Annotated in this window: 20 protein-coding genes; 1 reads left to right on the forward strand and 19 read right to left on the reverse strand. The window is 38.6% G+C overall.

Features of this window, described 5'->3' with window-relative positions; translation table 11 throughout:
• Positions 1-68: 68 nt before the first annotated feature.
• The 18 genes from ndk to prsW form a co-directional block, all read right to left on the reverse strand.
• Complete coding sequence (gene ndk, locus ACMGGO_RS15590) at positions 69-485, reverse strand: nucleoside-diphosphate kinase (RefSeq protein ID WP_004232627.1); 417 nt, start codon at positions 483-485, stop codon at positions 69-71.
• 86 nt (positions 486-571) lie between these two features.
• Positions 572-1,546, reverse strand: a complete 975-nt coding sequence (gene hepT, locus ACMGGO_RS15595) for a heptaprenyl diphosphate synthase component II (RefSeq protein ID WP_054550708.1) — start codon at positions 1,544-1,546, stop codon at positions 572-574.
• Positions 1,547-1,565: 19 nt separating this feature from the next.
• Positions 1,566-2,270 (reverse strand): demethylmenaquinone methyltransferase, encoded by a 705-nt coding sequence (locus ACMGGO_RS15600; protein WP_048389815.1) that lies wholly within the window; start codon positions 2,268-2,270, stop codon positions 1,566-1,568.
• Between the two features lie 15 nt (positions 2,271-2,285).
• A complete protein-coding gene (locus tag ACMGGO_RS15605; RefSeq protein ID WP_420282031.1) occupies positions 2,286-3,053 on the reverse strand; it encodes a heptaprenyl diphosphate synthase component 1 in 768 nt (255 codons plus the stop codon).
• 263 nt (positions 3,054-3,316) lie between these two features.
• The gene (gene mtrB, locus ACMGGO_RS15610; RefSeq protein ID WP_004232621.1) at positions 3,317-3,535 is read right to left on the reverse strand and encodes a trp RNA-binding attenuation protein MtrB; all 219 of its coding nucleotides are present in this window, start codon (positions 3,533-3,535) and stop codon (positions 3,317-3,319) included.
• 62 nt (positions 3,536-3,597) lie between these two features.
• Positions 3,598-4,167, reverse strand: coding sequence for a GTP cyclohydrolase I FolE (gene folE, locus ACMGGO_RS15615; protein ID WP_066037616.1), 570 nt, complete (start codon positions 4,165-4,167; stop codon positions 3,598-3,600).
• A gap of 219 nt (positions 4,168-4,386) precedes the next feature.
• Positions 4,387-4,659: an HU family DNA-binding protein gene (locus ACMGGO_RS15620; protein WP_004232618.1), complete on the reverse strand. Its 273-nt coding sequence runs from the start codon at positions 4,657-4,659 to the stop codon at positions 4,387-4,389.
• 198 nt (positions 4,660-4,857) lie between these two features.
• Positions 4,858-6,336, reverse strand: a complete 1,479-nt coding sequence (gene spoIVA / locus ACMGGO_RS15625) for a stage IV sporulation protein A (protein ID WP_016993351.1) — start codon at positions 6,334-6,336, stop codon at positions 4,858-4,860.
• Between the two features lie 92 nt (positions 6,337-6,428).
• Complete coding sequence (locus ACMGGO_RS15630) at positions 6,429-7,211, reverse strand: hypothetical protein (RefSeq protein WP_420282032.1); 783 nt, start codon at positions 7,209-7,211, stop codon at positions 6,429-6,431.
• Positions 7,212-7,233: 22 nt separating this feature from the next.
• Positions 7,234-7,446, reverse strand: a complete 213-nt coding sequence (locus ACMGGO_RS15635; RefSeq protein ID WP_004232605.1) for a DUF2768 domain-containing protein — start codon at positions 7,444-7,446, stop codon at positions 7,234-7,236.
• Between the two features lie 223 nt (positions 7,447-7,669).
• On the reverse strand, positions 7,670-8,686 hold the full coding sequence (locus ACMGGO_RS15640) for an NAD(P)H-dependent glycerol-3-phosphate dehydrogenase (protein WP_016993349.1): 1,017 nt from the start codon (positions 8,684-8,686) through the stop codon (positions 7,670-7,672).
• 110 nt (positions 8,687-8,796) lie between these two features.
• Positions 8,797-10,107 (reverse strand): ribosome biogenesis GTPase Der, encoded by a 1,311-nt coding sequence (gene der, locus ACMGGO_RS15645; protein WP_004232601.1) that lies wholly within the window; start codon positions 10,105-10,107, stop codon positions 8,797-8,799.
• A gap of 404 nt (positions 10,108-10,511) precedes the next feature.
• On the reverse strand, positions 10,512-11,648 hold the full coding sequence (gene rpsA, locus ACMGGO_RS15650; RefSeq protein ID WP_048389803.1) for a 30S ribosomal protein S1: 1,137 nt from the start codon (positions 11,646-11,648) through the stop codon (positions 10,512-10,514).
• Between the two features lie 102 nt (positions 11,649-11,750).
• Positions 11,751-12,425, reverse strand: a complete 675-nt coding sequence (gene cmk / locus ACMGGO_RS15655) for a (d)CMP kinase (RefSeq protein ID WP_048389802.1) — start codon at positions 12,423-12,425, stop codon at positions 11,751-11,753.
• A gap of 95 nt (positions 12,426-12,520) precedes the next feature.
• A complete protein-coding gene (locus ACMGGO_RS15660) occupies positions 12,521-13,180 on the reverse strand; it encodes a flagellar brake protein (RefSeq protein ID WP_054550705.1) in 660 nt (219 codons plus the stop codon).
• 114 nt (positions 13,181-13,294) lie between these two features.
• Complete coding sequence (locus ACMGGO_RS15665) at positions 13,295-14,578, reverse strand: PepSY1/2 domain-containing protein (RefSeq protein ID WP_048389800.1); 1,284 nt, start codon at positions 14,576-14,578, stop codon at positions 13,295-13,297.
• Positions 14,579-14,593: 15 nt separating this feature from the next.
• Positions 14,594-15,409: a spore cortex-lytic enzyme gene (sleB, locus tag ACMGGO_RS15670; RefSeq protein ID WP_048389795.1), complete on the reverse strand. Its 816-nt coding sequence runs from the start codon at positions 15,407-15,409 to the stop codon at positions 14,594-14,596.
• A gap of 97 nt (positions 15,410-15,506) precedes the next feature.
• Positions 15,507-16,181, reverse strand: a complete 675-nt coding sequence (gene prsW / locus ACMGGO_RS15675; protein ID WP_004232588.1) for a glutamic-type intramembrane protease PrsW — start codon at positions 16,179-16,181, stop codon at positions 15,507-15,509.
• Between the two features lie 84 nt (positions 16,182-16,265).
• On the opposite strand from prsW, the gene ACMGGO_RS15680 reads away from it, so the two are divergent.
• Entirely contained in the window at positions 16,266-17,234 is a 969-nt protein-coding gene (locus tag ACMGGO_RS15680; protein WP_258860450.1) for an asparaginase, read from the forward strand.
• Here the strand turns inward: ACMGGO_RS15680 and ACMGGO_RS15685 are convergent.
• Complete coding sequence (locus tag ACMGGO_RS15685) at positions 17,214-18,779, reverse strand: aminotransferase class V-fold PLP-dependent enzyme (protein ID WP_420282033.1); 1,566 nt, start codon at positions 18,777-18,779, stop codon at positions 17,214-17,216. The two genes, ACMGGO_RS15680 and ACMGGO_RS15685, sit on opposite strands and share 21 nt — an antisense overlap.
• Positions 18,780-18,781 lie beyond the last annotated feature (2 nt).

The following is an 18,781-nucleotide window of genomic DNA, read 5'->3' on the forward strand; positions in this document are numbered from 1 at the left end:
AAAAATAGATGATTTTTTTATTGAGTTCTATTCGTAGTTATTTTCGCTACGCTTCTTAGATTCACAAATTAAACTAAATCTTCACCGAAGAATAAGCCGATTTCGCGCTCTGCAGAAGCAAGAGAGTCAGAACCGTGGATGATGTTGTGAGAAACAGTTGTTGCGTAGTCTCCACGGATTGTTCCTGGGTTAGATTCTTCAGGTTTCGTTGCACCCATCATTGTACGTGCAAGCTTGATTACGTTCTCGCCTTCCCATACCATAGCGAATACAGGACCAGAAGTGATGAAATCAACTAATTCACCAAAGAATGGACGCTCAGCATGCTCAGCATAGTGCTTTTCTGCTAATTCTTTAGGAATTACCATTAATTTAGCACCTTTCATTACAAAACCGCGACGTTCGAAACGATCAACGATGTCTCCAATTACTTGACGTTCAACGCCGTCAGGCTTAACCATTAAAAAAGTTTGTTCAATTGCCATGTTTAAAACACTCCTTAAATTCGTCTAACAGGTTTTACACCTACCGATAAATATTAACAAAAAATGAGCTTTTGTACAACAAAAAGCTAGAATTTGCGCTTACCCATGAACAATGCTACATCACGTAATTTTTTCTTAACGGGATGTTTTGGTAAAGCATCAATTTCTTGTAAGGCTTTTTTCAAATATTTATCACTCATACGATTAGCTTGCTCAATCGCATGAGATTTACGCACATATTGCAACATATTTTGACGTTCCGATTCTGTTAACGTGCCTGCAAACACTTTAACTAAGTATGGTTGCATCTCCGGATCATCTTTCAACAATAAAATCGGTAAAGTAATATTGCCCTGTAGTAAGTCACTACCTGCTGGCTTCCCTAGTTCTTTATCGGTTGCCATAATATCTAAAACATCATCGATAATTTGGAAGCTCATGCCTACAAAGTAGCCGAAGCGCTTTAAATGCCGAACTGTTTTAGCATCAACCCCCGCTGCCACAGCTCCTAGCTCACAGCTTGAAGAAATAAGTAATGCTGTTTTACGTTTGATTCTTCTAAAATAATCTTTTAAACCTTGATCTAATCTAAATTTATCTTCAATTTGAATGACTTCACCGTTACAAATCTCCACCATCGTACGGGCTAAAATTTGATGAACAAGTGGGTCTTCTAACTTTGTTATATATTCCAGCGCACGTGCGAAAATAAAATCGCCTGTGTACATTGCTACCCTGTTATTCCACTGTGATTTGACAGTTGGGCGTCCTCTTCGCATATTGGAGTCGTCAATGACATCATCATGTACAAGCGATGCCATATGAATGAGTTCTAAAGGCACTGCTACATCCTTCATCTTCTCAATGTCATAATCACCAAATTTTGCGCCTAGTAACACAAAAATTGGTCTTATCCGTTTGCCACCAGCTTGTAATAAATGGAGAGAAGCATCGTTGATCAAATATGAAGATGAGTCCACCGCTTTTTCTAACTCTTGTTCAATGATTTCGATATCTGATTTCAAATCGGAATAGAGTAGTTTTAACTTCATCTTTTCCACGTGTGAAAACCTTCCCCCATTAACGTATCTTTTTAAAGCCCATATGCATTGCCGCAGCCCCGCCACTGTATGCTTTGTACGTTACTTTTTCTAATCCTGCCTGCTCAAACAATGCCGCTAACCTTTTCATACCTGGGAAATCATTCGCAGATTCCTGAAGCCAAGAATACTCCTTATAGCTTTTCGCAAATATTTTACCAAATATCGGCATTATAAATTTAAAATAAAAACGGAACAGCTGACGATAACCAGGGATTTCAGATTGAGATGTTTCTAAACAAACCACCATTCCACCTGGTTTAACAACACGATGCATTTCCTTCAAAACTTGTAAATAATCAGGTACATTGCGAAGACCAAAGCCGATTGTCACATAATCAAACGTATCATCAGGAAAAGGCAACTCCATCGCATTTCCATGAATGAGTTCAATTTGTGGGTATGGCTCTACCTTTTTTTCGCCAACTTTCAGCATGTTTTGACTAAAGTCAAGCCCTTTTACTTCTCCACTTTCACCAACAGCCTCTGCCAATGCGATTGTCCAGTCTGCGGTGCCACAGCATACATCAAGTGCTTTTGATCCAGGTTTTACAGCCATGTGCTTCATCGTATCGTTACGCCAGCCAACATGCATCTGGAAACTAATTACACCATTCATTTTATCGTAGTTTTCCGAAATACTTTCAAATACTTCGTGAACGTGTTCTTCTTTCGTTTTAGCCATTTTGAAAAACCTCTCTTATCCGTTAGTAGAAGCAATGGATGCCTCTACATGTGCATGTAAAGCTTGTTTGATATCACTTTGTAAAAAGGATGCCTGATTAATGATCTGTGATAGCTCTGTTTTTAAATGCACAATTTTCCCTTGGATGACGCTATTAAAGCTTGCGCCATTACGTCTGACACTTTCTTCTAGTGCCTTACCCATTAAAGACATTTGCCCACGTTGATAAGCTGTCCATTCTTTTTCTAAACGCAAGATTAATAAGCTTTTTTCTATAAGTGGTATATATTCACTGAAAGAATAAAGATCAAAAAATTGAGCAATTAACCCAGATTCTATCGTACTCATCGATGTATACCACTGTTCCATTGTTCGTTGTTTATTTTCATAAACCTTAATTTGGTTTTCACATCGTGCCACAATACCTTGTGACAAGTTTCGAATTAATGCAACATTCCCTGACATTGCTAATATTTCATAATAACGACCACTATAAAAATCCCCAGCTAATACGGTAAGCTGCTGTTCTTTTGATGTTGCGTCTAATTCTTTTATATGATCGTGAGCCGCTAATGCTGCGTACACTATGCCAACAGTAATTGCAGCCTCTTGTTGCTCTTGTTGCCACTCTTCACCATTCAAAAACGGGATTAACAAATAAAACAGTTGATTTTCATCTAGCACAGGTACACCTGTGTATTTTTGCAAAGTTCTATGACGAACATCCATGAAAATCTCTGTTTTTAACTGTGCAATTGAATTTTGAATGTATGTTGCATTCATAGACCTTACTCCATTTCACTTTCAGATACGTTAGCCCTATACAAGGCCAAACGCTTGCTTACTGAGTCATTATAGCATACGCAACGATGCGGAATAAAAAAAATTTGCTTTCTTCATAGCACAGGCAGTAAAGCTCTCCCATAATTGAATGTTGGAATGCTAACTGCCCATAGACCTTATACTAAGTTTTTCACATCTAGTGTTTTTATATGTGTTGTAGAACGTTGAACAGCATTAAAACCTATCGTCAGAAACAAAATTTCTTATTTTTTCGCTTCGCTATTGATCACGCCATGTGCTGTATGAATTTGCGCTTTACCGCGTATTTTCATGGCAGACGTGTGTTCTGTAAATTGAGCAATCATTACTTCGCCGGCATCTAATTTCTCTGAATGATGGAATTTCGTATCAGTTCCACGTGTTAATCCAATGACATGTACACCATCTTCTTCTGCTTGAATAACAATATAATCTTGTGACATCTTTGTACACTCCTTAAATCCGACAAATTCTTAGTTCATCATAACATAATTAGACACGCAATTTAAGACATTTGAATAAATGATAGTACTTCTCTACGTTTCACTTCATCTTCCTCATAAATACCGCGTGCAACAGATGTCACCGTTTTAGAACCAGGTTTTTTTAATCCACGCATTGTCATACACATATGCTCAGCCTCGATCACAACATAGACACCTTTTGGCGAAAGCATCTCCATTATTGTGTCTGCTACTGAAGAGGTAATACGCTCTTGTAGTTGTGGTCTGCGGGCAATCGTCTCCACTGCACGTCCTAACTTACTCAGTCCAGCAACAACGCCGTCATTTGGTATGTATGCAACATGTGCTTTGCCATAGAATGGTACTAGATGATGCTCACACATCGAATAAAAAGGTATATCTTTGACAAGCACTAGTTCTTCATGATCCTCATGAAATACCGTTTTAAAATAATCTTTAGCATCCTCATGCAAGCCGCTGAACATTTCGGCATACATTTTTGCTACACGCTTCGGCGTATCCAATAAACCTTCACGATTTACATCTTCACCTACCGCTTCTAAAATCATTTTTACCGCTTTTTCTATTTTTAATAAATCAATATTCGACATCAAAAAACCCTCCTGCATATCAAAACATTACACATTTCCCTATGCATCGTAGCACATCCAAAAGGTAAGCGCAAAATGACTTACCTGATTCATCAGAAATTCGCTTCTAGATAAGAAAATCACTGTATATTATTATGTAATATTCAAATTTGAAGTTAAAAAGAGCAGCCTTCATGTTCGTTAACATGAAGACTGCTCTATGTAACTACTAGACGTGTATTATTTTACCGCGTCTTTAAGCGCTTTACCTGGTTTGAAAGCAGGCACCTTGCTAGCAGCGATTTCGATTTCTTTACCAGTTTGTGGGTTACGACCTTTACGAGCCGCACGTTCACGTACTTCAAAGTTACCAAAACCAATTAATTGTACTTTGTCACCCTTTGCAAGAGCATCTTGAATTGTATCAAATACAGCTTCAACTGCTTTAGAAGCGTCTTTTTTAGAAAGACCTGCAGCTTCAGCAACAGAGTTTACTAATTCTGTTTTATTCACACCATTCACCTCCTCTCAAAGGGTCATGAACCAATTCTGTAAAAAGAGTAACACATAGAAAACCGCTACGCAACTGTATTCATACATGATTATAACCAAAAAATCAGTTTTTCACCCAAAAAACAAAAATAAAAGGACTTTTCGCATAAAAACGAAAAGCCCTGCGTATATTTTTTGCATTTTTTCTGAATTTTATCACTATAAAATAAATGTTACTAAACCACGATCTCCTTCGTTAACCATACGTTCAATCGTCTGACGCATACGTTTTTTGGCAGTAGGTGGAACTGCATCCATTTTATAGCGAATCCCCTCTTTTAATACTTCATGCAATGGTGTGCCAAATAATTGTGTATTCCATAAGGCATCACGATCATGTAAATAAGCATGATTTAAATCTTTTAGAAGTTGCTGACTATGGAACTCTGAGCCAATTAACGGTGCAAATTCTGACTCCATATCAACTCGGATAATATGATAGGATGGTGCTTTTGCCTTCATTCGTACGCCGAAGAAATTATTCTGTTTAATGAGCTCTGGGGCTGTTGGCTCAAATTCCTGCATCATTGGCAATGTCACGCCATAGCCTGTCGTATCAGCATCGTGAATAGCACTTTTAAATCGTTTTTGGGCCTCTTTTGCCTCTGCCGCCTCTTTGATAAAGAGTAACCAATCTTTTTTCGTTTCAATTGGTTCTTCTAGCCATTCATTACAAACTGATTTATACAATTCACCCTGTAGGGATACCCGAATTACAGCTGTTCCTACACCTGCATCTACATGAACAACTTCACTTTGGTCAATAAAGTCAATGGCTTTAAAGGCATCTGACGCCTGTTGCACATCTCGAATTTTCATAACAGAAGAAAGGACTTCCTCCATCGAATCAATCAATGCAACATTTAATGGATGTGTAGCATCTAATACATCCAGCCAGTCTGGTTTTTCCACCTCAATGGTACGAATTGGGAATTCAAATAACGCCTCTTGTAAAATATATTGAATATCCGTTTCTCTCATTTGATCAATGGACATCGCAATAACAGGGACATTGTAACGTTCAAACAATTCATTGCGAAGCTGAACCGTTTCTTCTCTCGCAGGCATTTGGCAATTGAGTAAGATGACAAATGGTTTGCCGATATCTTTTAATTGCTCTACAATTTCCTCTTCTGCCTTCTCTGCTGCTCGTCGACTGATTCCGTTCACTGTACCATCAGTCGTTACGACAATACCAATATTCGCATGATCGCGAATCACCTTATCTGTGCCAATTTTAGCGGCTTCCTGAAATGGAATTGGCTCCGTATGCCAAGGCGTATGAACAAATTTTGGTCCATTTTCATCCTCATAGCCTTTTGTCCCATCGATAATATAACCAACACAATCTGCTAATCGAATTTGGAATGGCATTTCATCTTCACCGACCACAATACGGGTTGCTTGGGCAGGCACAAACTTCGGCTCAGCAGTCATAATGACTGGCCCCGGAGAACTTTGTGGCAACTCATCTTGTGCTCGCATTCTTTCCGTTTCATCCACAATGTTTGGTAACACGACTGATTCCATTACCTTTTTTACAAATGTTGATTTACCTACACGTACTGGACCGACAACACCAATATAAACATCGCCATTTGTGCGCTCTGCAATTTCTCTAAATACTGCTTCACTCAAGGTTTCTGCCTCCTTTATCTACGCTTTTTCACTATATGCGAGCCTGTAGACAAATATGAAAAAGCCCCTCACAAATGTAAGGAGCTTGTTTGCTATTTCTCTTTTTTCTCGGCGGCTTCTGCCTCTTGTTTTTGTAATTCTTTCGCTTTTTTGACATCCGCATTATACGTTTTCATATCATAGATAGGCTCTCCATTCTCGTCCACTGTATATGGAATAGAATAGGCAGGCACCACTGGAAATTTGTCGACAAGCAGTTGGCGAATATCATCACCTGGCTTTACATTCGGCTTATCCTCTTTTAAAAGCTGGCCTAAATCCACAGCATAGTCTACATGTAATTCACCATCACCAGTCATGAAAAGCGGTAACTCGACGCCAGAATAGGGACTTTTTACAGTTACCTCTGTTTTATAACCCAAATCTTTATAGTTGATCTGATAAACATTATCTGAAATTGACCCTTTTATTGGTAAATACTGTGTAGATAGTTTACGAATACCTATTTCACGTATACGCTCTGCCGCGTTTAAATCTACTAATTTGACCGATGCCTCATTTTCAGGGTCCCAAATGATATATTGATATATACCACCTTTTTCATAGGCATTTCCAGGAATTGTCGTCAAATACTTCGGCATAAGTTTTTCAAAATCGATTAAATATTTGATATAGATATCCGTATCTAGCTCGCTATTTTTAATTGGTACTAGTCCACCTGTTGCTTCACGGTATTCATCCACAGCACGTTGAACTGCCGCTAGTTGATCGACATCAGGCGTGACCTTAGCCCTTTTTTCTTCTTCTGGGTACGCACATCCTACTAACAGTATGGCGGTTGCAAATACCAACAGCAAAACACTTAGTTTTTTCATGTTACTGACACCTCATTATTATTTATGCTGGCCAAGTGGCAACTACAAGTACCATTAAAAATGTGCCAAGTCCAAACAGTATGTATGCACATAAATTTACGACTGTTCGTAAAAATACATTTGAAATCTTATTTCGCGCTAAATAAATTAAGCCGACTGATATAATCATAAATGCGATGCAATAAAACGACACCCACATTACATCAAGCGCAGGCATATGAGCTAACGGGCCCATTTCAAAAAACCACCTTTCTTTGAATGTCAAGACACAATCAAAGTATATTATACTATGTGCTTTTGCTAAAAAGAAATAGTTGTCCCATAACTATCAAGAAATGGACAACTCTTTTAGCTTGTATTTCTATTCAACTAGTGGCACACAATAAGGCGTCTCAACAGATTCGTTGAGACACCTTATTTATGTCCATTTAATGACAAGTCTAATCAAAAAATTAATATTAATGCTTCATATCGTCTATTTCTCGTTTTTTCATACGCATCATTAAGGCATCTACTGCCACTTTCGGTTCAACATCATTAAATAGCACACTATAGAGCTCTGTGGAAATCGGCATGGCGACATCATATTTCTCTGCTAATTGATAGGCTGCCTTCGTGGTACGGACACCTTCTACGACCATGCCCATTTGATCCAGCACTTCTTGTAGCTTCATACCTTGCCCTAACATATTACCTGCACGCCAGTTTCGCGAGTGGACACTTGTACAGGTTACAATTAAGTCCCCCATACCTGTAAGTCCTGAGAACGTAAATGGATTACCACCCATTTTTACACCTAACCGTGAAATTTCTGCAAGACCTCGCGTAATAAGTGCCGCTTTTGCATTGTCTCCATAATTTAAGCCATCAGTAATACCTGCCGCTAAAGCGATAACGTTTTTCAACGCTCCTCCTATTTCTACACCAATGATATCCTCATTTGTATAGACGCGGAAGAACTGATTCATAAATAAATCCTGTACCTTTTCAGCAGCATCAATATTAGCACAAGCTGCAGTAACCGTTGTAGGATGATGCAGTACCACTTCTTCTGCATGACTTGGCCCAGAAAGAACAACAATTTCTTCCACATACATTGCTGGTAAGCTTTCTGCTAAAATCTCAGATATTCGTTTTAATGAGTCAGGCTCAATTCCTTTCGAAACATGGACAAACAACACTTTTTTTGTTAATTCAGCCGTTAGTTTCTCGCATACTTCACGTATCGCTTTTGTTGGAACAGCCACAACAATGGTTTCTGCATGAGTAGCTACCTGTGCCATATCACTCGTCGCATGTAAATTTACAGGTAGAATGGTTTCTGGTAAATATTTTTTATTCGTATGCAGTTGATTGATTTCTTCTGCCTGCTCAGCTCTATGTGTCCATACAAGCGTATCATGTCCATTTTCCGCTAGTACCATTGCCAGTGCAGTACCCCATGAGCCTGCCCCTAACACACAAACTTTTTCCATAACAAAATCCTCCCTTTGTTGGGTTGTCTATTAAGTAAGTTCTTTCTTGTAAAAAGACGCCACCCAACAATAATGTCGGGTTGGCGTATTGTATGTCTATAGCTATTGCCTTAAGCACGCGCACGTGTAATTAAACGAATTGGCGTCCCTTCAAAGTCAAATGTTTCGCGGATGCGATTTTCTAAGAAGCGTTCGTATGAGAAATGCATAAGCTCAGGTTCATTCACAAAAATAACGAATGTTGGTGGCTTAATCGCTACCTGAGTAGCATAGTAAATACGTAAACGACGACCTTTATCTGTCGGTGCTGGATTACGAGCCACTGAGTCCTCAATCACTTCATTTAAAATAGAGGACTGAATACGCATCGCATGATTCTCGCTGACACGTTGGATAATCGGTAAAATTTGATGCACACGCTGTTTTGTATTCGCCGATACAAAAATAATTGGGGCATAATCTAAAAATAGGAAATGCTCACGAATTTGCTGTGTAAAGACATTCATTGTTTTTTCATCTTTTTCAATGGCATCCCATTTATTCACAACAATGATCACAGCTTTTCCAGCCTCATGTGCATAGCCAGCGATTTTTTTATCTTGCTCCTGAATACCTTCTTCTGCATTCAGCACTACTAAAACAACGTCTGAGCGTTCAATAGCACGTAGCGCACGTAACACAGAATATTTCTCGGTTGTTTCATAGATCTTTCCTTTTTTACGCATACCCGCCGTATCAATAATGACATATTCCTGTCCATCATATGCATAAGGTGTATCAATCGCATCACGTGTTGTCCCTGCAATATTACTAACAATAACACGTTCCTGCCCTAGGAAAGCATTCACTAAAGAGGATTTCCCAACATTCGGGCGACCAATTAAAGAGAATTTAATGACATCATCACCGTATTGTTCTTCATCTTCTTTCGGGAAATGTTTCGCACATTCGTCCAATAAATCCCCTAAACCTAAACCATGGGAACCTGAAATAGGCCAAGGTTCACCGAAGCCAAGTGCATAAAAATCATAAATCATTTCACGCATATCAGGATTATCAATTTTATTGACCGCTAATACGACTGGTTTTTTTGTTTTGTATAGAATTTTAGCAACTTGCTCATCTGCTGCCGTTACCCCTTCACGACCATTTGTCATGAAAATAATAACGTCTGCTTCATCAATAGCGATTTCAGCTTGTTGACGAATTTGTTCTAAAAACGGCTCGTCTCCAATTTCAATGCCACCTGTATCAATAATATTAAAATCGTGTGTTAACCACTCTGCCGAACTATAAATACGGTCACGTGTTACGCCTGGGATATCCTCCACAATCGAAACACGTTCTCCAACGATACGATTAAAAATCGTCGACTTACCTACGTTCGGACGACCTACGATGGCTACTACTGGTTTCGTCATCTGTACTTCATCCTTCCAACTTCTTGTCTTTCGCTATTATACACGAAAAATGCCATTATATCATATCATATCCATAATGTAGAACGCTATGTATGGTGATAAAAGGTGTTACCTCATTTTTTTAAGCGCTCTATCAGATGTTATAAAGGTTCTATCGCCTTTTTAATTGCTATCCTTTATTTTGAGAATCTTATCCGCTACTTTTAGAGTTTTATCCTTCAATTCAAAGATTTTATCCTTTTTTTAATTACTATCCTTCACTTCTGAAATCTTATCCGCTACTTTTAAAGTTGTATCCTTCAATTCAAAGATTTTATCCACTCCTCAATCGCTATCCTTCACTTTCAAAATCCTATCAACCATAAAAATAGCGAGGATACATTTAAGCATCCTCGCTTTATACATTATTTAAAGTTTTTTAGTTTATCGCCAATCACATCACCGAATGAGAAGCCTGTATTCTCTTCAGGTAATTCATAGTCGATTACTTCTTCTGCTTCAGGATTTTCTAATAATTCTTTAATGCTAAGGGCTAGACGGCCTTCGTCAGCGTTGACATCAAGAACCTTTACCTGTACTTCTTGTCCCTCTTTTAGTGCTTCATGAGGCGTGTTAATGTGCTTATGCGCAATTTGCGATATATGCACTAAACCTTCAACGCCTGGGAATACTTCCACAAATGCGCCAAATGAAGTAAGTCGCTTCACTCTACCGTCTAAAATAGTGCCTTTAGCGGCACGTTCTTCAATATTAGACCATGGTCCAGGAATTGTTTCCTTAATAGATAAAGAAATACGTTCATTTTCTGGGTCCACTGATAGAACTTTTACTTTTACATCTTGTCCTTCAGCTAAAACCTCACTCACATCACTCACATGCTCATGTGATACTTGCGAGATGTGTACAAGACCATCAATACCACCTAGGTCGATAAATGCACCAAATGACGCGAGACGCTGTACTTTACCATCCAATACATCGCCAGCTTTTATTTGATTAATCACATTTTTCTTTTGTGAAGCTTTCTCTGCTTCAACCACTGCTCGGTGAGATAAAATAAGGCGATTCTTATCCTTATCAAGCTCAACAATTTTAAAGCTTAATGTTTGCCCTTTATAGCCTTCAAAATCATCAACAAAATAGTCCTCTACAAGCGATGCTGGTACAAAGCCACGTACACCTAAATCTACGACAAGACCACCTTTAACAATATCCTTTACTTCCGCTTCAAAGATTTCCTCAGCGGCAAATTGCTGCTCTAGTGTATCCCATGCTTTTAGAGCATCCACTTTACGTTTTGATAGGACAAAGTTTTCTTCTTCAACCTTTGTAATCATCAATTCTAATTCATCTCCAACTGAGATGACATCAGACGCTTTCTCAATGTGTAAGCTTGATAATTCACTAATCGGTACAATACCATCAAACGGAGCACCTGGAATTGATACAGATACTGCCTTTTCATCAACTTGCGCGGCAATGCCTTTGACGATATCACCCTCGTTAAACGTTTGTTCTGCATAGTTCATTTCTTCAGACATATGTAACCCTCCTTCGCATCTTCCCTTACTATTTTATTCGATATTGAAGACAAAGACAAAAATAAATCCTTTAAATTCAAAAAATGTCTGAAATTTTAGGATTTATAGCATTTTTTCTTCTGCTAATTTTAAAATAGCTTGTGCTGCATCATCAATGGACAATGCTGTTGTATCTAAAAAAATCGCATCTTCAGCTTGAATCAGTGGCGATGCTTCACGCTCACTATCCTTTTTATCACGTAGCGCTATTTCTTCCTGAAGTTTTTCAAGAGAGGACTCAATTCCTCTTTTTTGATTATCAATCAAGCGTCGTCTAGCACGCTCCTCTACTGTTGCAGACATGAAAACCTTTAGTTCTGCATCCTTTAAGACATGTGTAGCAATATCGCGGCCATCCATGACAACACCGCCATTAGCTGCAAGTTTTTGCTGTTGAGCAACTAATAGCTCACGAACCTTCGCATGGGCAGCTACTTGTGAGACTGATGAAGTGACCTCATTAGAGCGTATTTCCGCTGACACATTGTGACCATCTAAAAAAACAAGCTGTCCCTGAGGTGATGGTTTTAATTCAATTGTGCTTACTTCAAGCATCTCTGCTAATTTTGCTTCATCATCTAAATGTATGTTTTGTTGCATCGCTTTATACGTAACTGCTCGATACATTGCCCCTGTGTCAATGTAAGTAAAGCCAAGTGCTTCAGCAACAATTTTCGCGATTGTACTTTTGCCAGCACCAGCAGGCCCGTCTATCGCAATTTGAATGTTTTTCTTCATATTCTTCCCTACTTTCTGCACCTCTTATTGTATCATATAACCTCAAAAAAGCCCTCTACTAGGAGAGGGCTTCATCAAAATATTCATAAAGGATATTAAACATTAAAAGGGTTCATTTCTTTACGACGATTGACTAATTGACGTTCAAAGCAAAAACGGACAATATGCTGTTGATCGACATCATCTGTATCTGTTAGTTGGATTGTTGCAATGCGTTTATCCTCTTTTTCAAAAATACGTACGATCAGCGCTTCCGTAATGACATACTTGACATCTCCATTAGCAAATGGCAATACAATGGTTAGTTTTACTTCATCACCCTCAGTGAAAGCTACTTGACCTTTCAACATGACTGCTAGGCCTCCTGCACTAATATCCACAGTCACAAGCTGATATTTATAATCTTTCAACTGAATAGCAACGTCTACTTGTGTCTCCACACGAACGTATTCTCGTCGCTGAATTTTTATAAACTCCTCTGGTGTTGGACAATGCAACATAATCATTGGGATATTACCTGCTTTACGGCCAACTACCTCTGTATTAAAGGCAAAGGATTGTTTATCCTCGGTACGAAAAGTTGCTCTAAATTCTGAGCCATCTATTAAAAATGCCGTTTTCTTTGTTGCCATATTAACCGGATAATCAATATATAGAATATTATCTTTTTGCTCTACAACTTTACAGCGGAATTTCTCCAAACGCTCTGTATAAGTTGGTTCAAGTTGTAATTGTGTACCAATTTTTATTTCCATGAGCATCTCCCCGTGCGAAAAATATAGTTTAATTATCTCATGAGAAGCTTATTTTGGCTATAAAAATTGGTAGTATTTTCATGTCAAGTTGATACAGAGCGGAAGCATCATTGATTAAGTTAGATATTCCACTTTTAATACATTATGGTTTTCCGCATCAATAACAATTCTAAATGTTTCCTGCGTATTACCATCACGCAATGCAATGACCTCATAGCAAAGACGTTGCTCAAATTGTCCATTATCTGTGTAGATATTTTTTACCTCTTGTACTTGGATATCGTCTTGGAAGAACGTTTTCCAATCAATCGGCTTAGCTGTTTGCTTTTTAATATTTTCTTCTTGAATATATTCCATTGCATTTGCACCTAACAGCTCACCTGTATCTTTCGCCACTTTCAATTGAACACCATCAGCGTAGATTAACGCATTATCTCCAGGATGGACACGAGCAAATGTCACATGCCAAGCTTGATGATTTTCTCGTGATTCCACATAGGCTACATCTTTCATGCCTAATTTCTTCACATATTCCTGCGCTTTTTTCATGATTTCCTCTTGTGATAACTTGGCTTCATCCACAGGACGTTCTACTAAATAGGATAATAAATGTCCACCCTTTTCTGTTAAATCAACATAGCCTAATCGAATCCCTTGGTGGAATTGGATATGATAAAAAGGATATGGTGCTGTATCACTACTTTTTGTAACTGTAAATGTAGCATCTTTAATGACTGGGAATAAGTATTTCACTTTCTCTAGTGCTTCTTTTTCGGTAATAACTGCATCCTGTAATGCCTTTAACTCAATTTTTTTCTGCCAATCAGATTCAGATAAAGTTAACGGGAAATCCTTTTCGCCGTAGCCCTTTAATGTATCCTTTACAGTATCAAATTGGCTATTTGGATTTTTATTATCTACTTGTTGTAGCCAAACATCCATTTTCCCATCATGCTTATAGAAATCCACGGTTGCAGCTGTCCATTCATCGGAAAGAGATTGTAAATTCGTTGAAACCTGGGGCATTTTTTCACGCCAAGCTTCATAATCCCCTGTTTTCGCTGTCCTTTTTGCTTCATCGCCAAGTCGACCTAGATAGTTCATCCATTCACTTGATAGTTCTTGTCCTATTGGAATATTCGCAATTGAAGAACGAACTTCTGAGCTTAAACGCCAAACCGAATCTAGTTCATTGTGAATCGCCTGCTCATCTTGAAACAACAGGGATTGTGATACTGAGCGTTGAAGATGGGAAAGTTTTTCAGATGCATCCGTTAACTTATCTGTATATTGTGCTAGTACGGTACGTTGTAAATCTTCTTTATCTCCATGTAAATCAATACTGTATGCCCCTAACCCAATAACGGCAATCGTTAAGACCACGAGCCAAGTTTTCATCTAGGTTCCTCCTTTCTATGAACAGAAAATATGCTCTCCAATTTGTTTAATTTGTGGACGTGACCAAATCCATTTGCTCGTTGCAGTTTTTGGATTGAAATAATACAATGCATTTTCAGAAGGGTCCCAGCCGTTCATTGCATCAATAACTGCCTCTTTTGCTCGCTCATTTGGCTCAAGCCAAATTTGCCCATCTGCAACGGCCGTAAATGCTAACGGTTGGAAAATGATACCTGAAATAGTATTCGGGAAATCTGGGCTTTCCAAACGATTTAAAATAACTGCGGCAACCGCTACTTGTCCTTCATATGGTTCTCCCCTTGCCTCTCCATATACCGCATTCGCCATTAGCTGTAAATCACGCTCTGTATATTTGGGAGGAACTTGTGTCTGTGTTCCATTATTATTACTACTTCCACTACTATTGCTACTGCCACCACTAGTATTCTTTTTCACTTGCTGATCAAGTGGCTGCCCACCATAATAAGTAAATTGATTTCCTGCATTTAATTGAGCTTTCACCCATTTTTCGTCATAATCTGAATTGCCCGTTAACGCTTTCTTTGTCTTAGCGCCTGCAATTCCGTCTACTGGTAACCCATAATTTTCTTGGAAATTACGTAAAGCCCAGTATGTGTTGTAGCCAAATTTGCCATCAATTTTACTCTTATAAAAACCTAAGTATTGTAGCCTCGCTTGCAATTCAACGACATCATCTCCATAGGCACCCCGAGTAATTTGCTGATCGCTAAATGCATTCGCATCATTTTGAGGAATCGCAATTATACTAATTCCTAATATTAAAGCAAAAAGTATGCTTACTAAACGCACTTTTATCACTCCTTTTTTTATAGCTTGAAACAAAAGGAGTAATTTATACATGATAAAAATGAAATAAAGCGTAGAAATCTTTGACGATTTCTACGCTTTATATTTTCTTTTGCATATGAAGATGCTGCACCAGATGATAATGTGCAAGCTTCACTTTACGCAAGCCAAACCACCATAAAAACAACATAAAAGGAATCATTAAATAAACCCAGTGACCTTTGAATGATAATATTGTATTGTATAGAATGTGAAGTACGACTGGTGCACAAAGCGCCATAGCAATCATCTCTTTTGTCTTAACAAGTTTCGAAAACTTAGCCCGTCCATAATAATAGCCCATTACGACACCGAACAAAGCATGACTCGATACTGGTAATAAGGCTCGCATAAATGCCGTGTCTAAGCCAAATGAAAGTAAATAAAGAACATTTTCAATCGTAGCAAAGCCAAGTGAAATGCTTGCCCCGTACAATATACCATCGTAAGGGTCATCAAATTCTATATGATTATAGATGGCAATTAATAGCACAAACCATTTAAAAAATTCTTCAATGACACTTGAAAATAGTACGTCTTGAAGATAAAGATATCGAAAAACCCCTTCCTCTGTTAATACATACTGTAAAAACATGATTGGGAACGTTAAAAATGCGCCGTATAAAAACGTTTGTAGTAAAGTTCTTCTTGGCTCCGTAGCCATCTGATTGCGCAAATAGAAATAACTAAAAAGCGCTAGACCGGGAGCAATGGCAGCAGATAATAAAATGATCATGATGCCGGCTCCTTTCAACAATAGACTGCTATTATTATACCATGTAATGACAAAAAAACTTTTTAAAAGGAGATTTATTTTTTTATGAAAAAAACAATTTTATTAATTCATACTGGCGGCACAATCTCCATGGCGATGAGTGCTGAAGGAGCGGTCATGCCTAATAAGGAAAATCCTCTAATGAAGGAAAGTAATAAACTGGCTTCACTAGCAAGCATTATCGAAATAGAAGCTTTTAACCTTCCTTCTCCACATATTACACCGAAAGAGATGCTTTTATTGCGTAACTTGATTTTGGAACAAATTGACGCACAGCCAATTGACGGTGTGGTCATCACACACGGTACGGATACATTGGAAGAAACCGCCTATTTCTTAGAGCTAACTACGAACTTAGCCATTCCGATTGTGCTAACAGGAGCAATGCGTTCATCTAACGAACTTGGAGCAGATGGGATTTATAATTTAGTAGAGGCAGTCCGAGTAGCTGTTGATGAAGAAGCACGTGATAAAGGTGTGCTTGTTGTGATGAATGATGAGGTTCATCTTGCTGTAAATACAACAAAAACAAGCACAAGTTCTGTAAATACTTTCCAATCTCCGCAATATGGACCGATTGGGCTTATTACAAAATCCCGAATCTTATTCCATCACGCACCAATTCGTCGACAATATGTAGATGTTAACAATTTATCTAAGCGTGTCGCCATGCTAAAAGTGTATGCTGGAATGGAAGAAGATTTATTGGATGTCGTGCTTGCATGTAAATATGATGGTGTTGTGCTAGAAGGACTAGGTCAAGGGAATGTCCCGCCATCTGTTGTAAAGGGAATTGAAAGCCTTATACAGCGAGACATCCCAGTTGTACTTGTTTCCCGCTGCTTTAATGGAATCGCAGAAGGTGTTTATGGCTATATGGGTGGCGGTAAAATGCTAGAAGACTTAGGCGCCATATTCGCCACAGGTATTAATGGTCAAAAGGCACGCTTAAAATTATTAATAGGCCTTAACACAACTGGCTCGCCTTTAAATTTAAAGGACTTTTTCTTGTAACGTTAAAGTCTCGATCACCTGTTCATAATAGCCCAGTATCTCGCTAAGTCGAGCCAAAGCTTCATCAAAATCTGGTTGTATCACAGAAAATTGAATGAAATTCTTTTGGCGTAAATACTGGCTTTCACCATGAACGAATAGCCCGTTTAATGCTAAATCAATAAGTAGGTTGGCATAATTATTAGGCAATTGAACCGTTATCAGCATCGGATATTGAGTAGTTGGATATTGAAATTGCATGATTGGTAGCTGCAGCAGTGATTGAAAGCGTTGCTGTAGCTGCTCATAACGTGCTGGATAGGCTTTCAATGCAGTCTCCACATTGCTCAGTAATACAGCAGGTAATGTAAATGGTATGGCACCTTGCTGATAATTTGCTAAATCAAGATAAGCGGGTAGATCGGCAGATGGGGGTGCAAGTGATTGCGAAAATACAAATGCTAGCCCACTTAACGCACCAATGGCCTTACCACTCACAGCCGTAGCTAAATAGCAGTCCTGTAAAGAGAACGGCATGGCACCGAACGAACTAATACAATCTATACATAACTTTACATTGTATTGTTTAGCAAGCTTTTTAAGAATATCTAAGTTATTACAAGTTCCCGTGGAAGTCTCACCATGTACTGCCAACATCCACTGATAAGACCCCGTCTCAAGCTGTGAAGCCAGTTCTTTGTCATCAAATACTGTTCCCCATTCTTTTTCTACCACATCATAATGTAATGACCAACGAGCGGCTTGCTTCTGTAAACGTTCACCGAATTCTCCATTTGTGAGAATAAGCCCTTTTCCTAATTGCTGTGCCTTTAGTTGTGCAAGCATTACTTCATTTGCTAGCGTTCCCGTTCCTACGATTACACCAACATGATTGGACTTCGATAAATGCAGTAACCTCTTCTGCACTCGTTCATAAAGCGCATAAAAAGGTAATGAACGATGTGATAAATCTGAATGAGCAATTGTCTCTAATTGCCTCACCGGCCCAGGATAAAATGTAGAGGGTTCCGTCGTTAGTCTATGTTGTAATGATTGTTCAAATTCATGTCTAGTGAGCATCATCGGTAAAAACATCGCACCCTCTTCCCCGACAGCTGGTGCAAACTGCTTAAAACCCATCTGCTTATATAGTTTTTCCTCTCTCGTTGTACCTGAAATCACTGCAGCAGAATAGCCTTTTTCGTAGGCAAATGTAGTTAAGGCCTGAGTAAGCTTCAATAGAACTCGACCCGTTCGATAACCTTTCTTCACGGAAAGCAAACGAATTTCACAAAGCTTCTCACAATTTTCCTTCGATAAATACTGCTCGACCTTACCAATCTTTTCATCAATAGAAAATGGTCGTTGATCTCTGAACGCCAACATGCCAATTAATTCTGTTTGCTTATAAACAACGACATAGGTATTCTCCTGATGAAATCGGTCTACTTTTTTTCGCGATGCATTTACCTCATGCTGAGGAATTTCTTCTACAAATGTTTCATAATTCAATCGAGCAATCGCCTCAAATTCTTCATTTGTTTTGGCAATTTTACACCAATACATTT

The organism is Lysinibacillus sp. BNK-21 (genome assembly GCF_048684915.1).
Taxonomy (GTDB): domain Bacteria; phylum Bacillota; class Bacilli; order Bacillales_A; family Planococcaceae; genus Lysinibacillus; species Lysinibacillus capsici.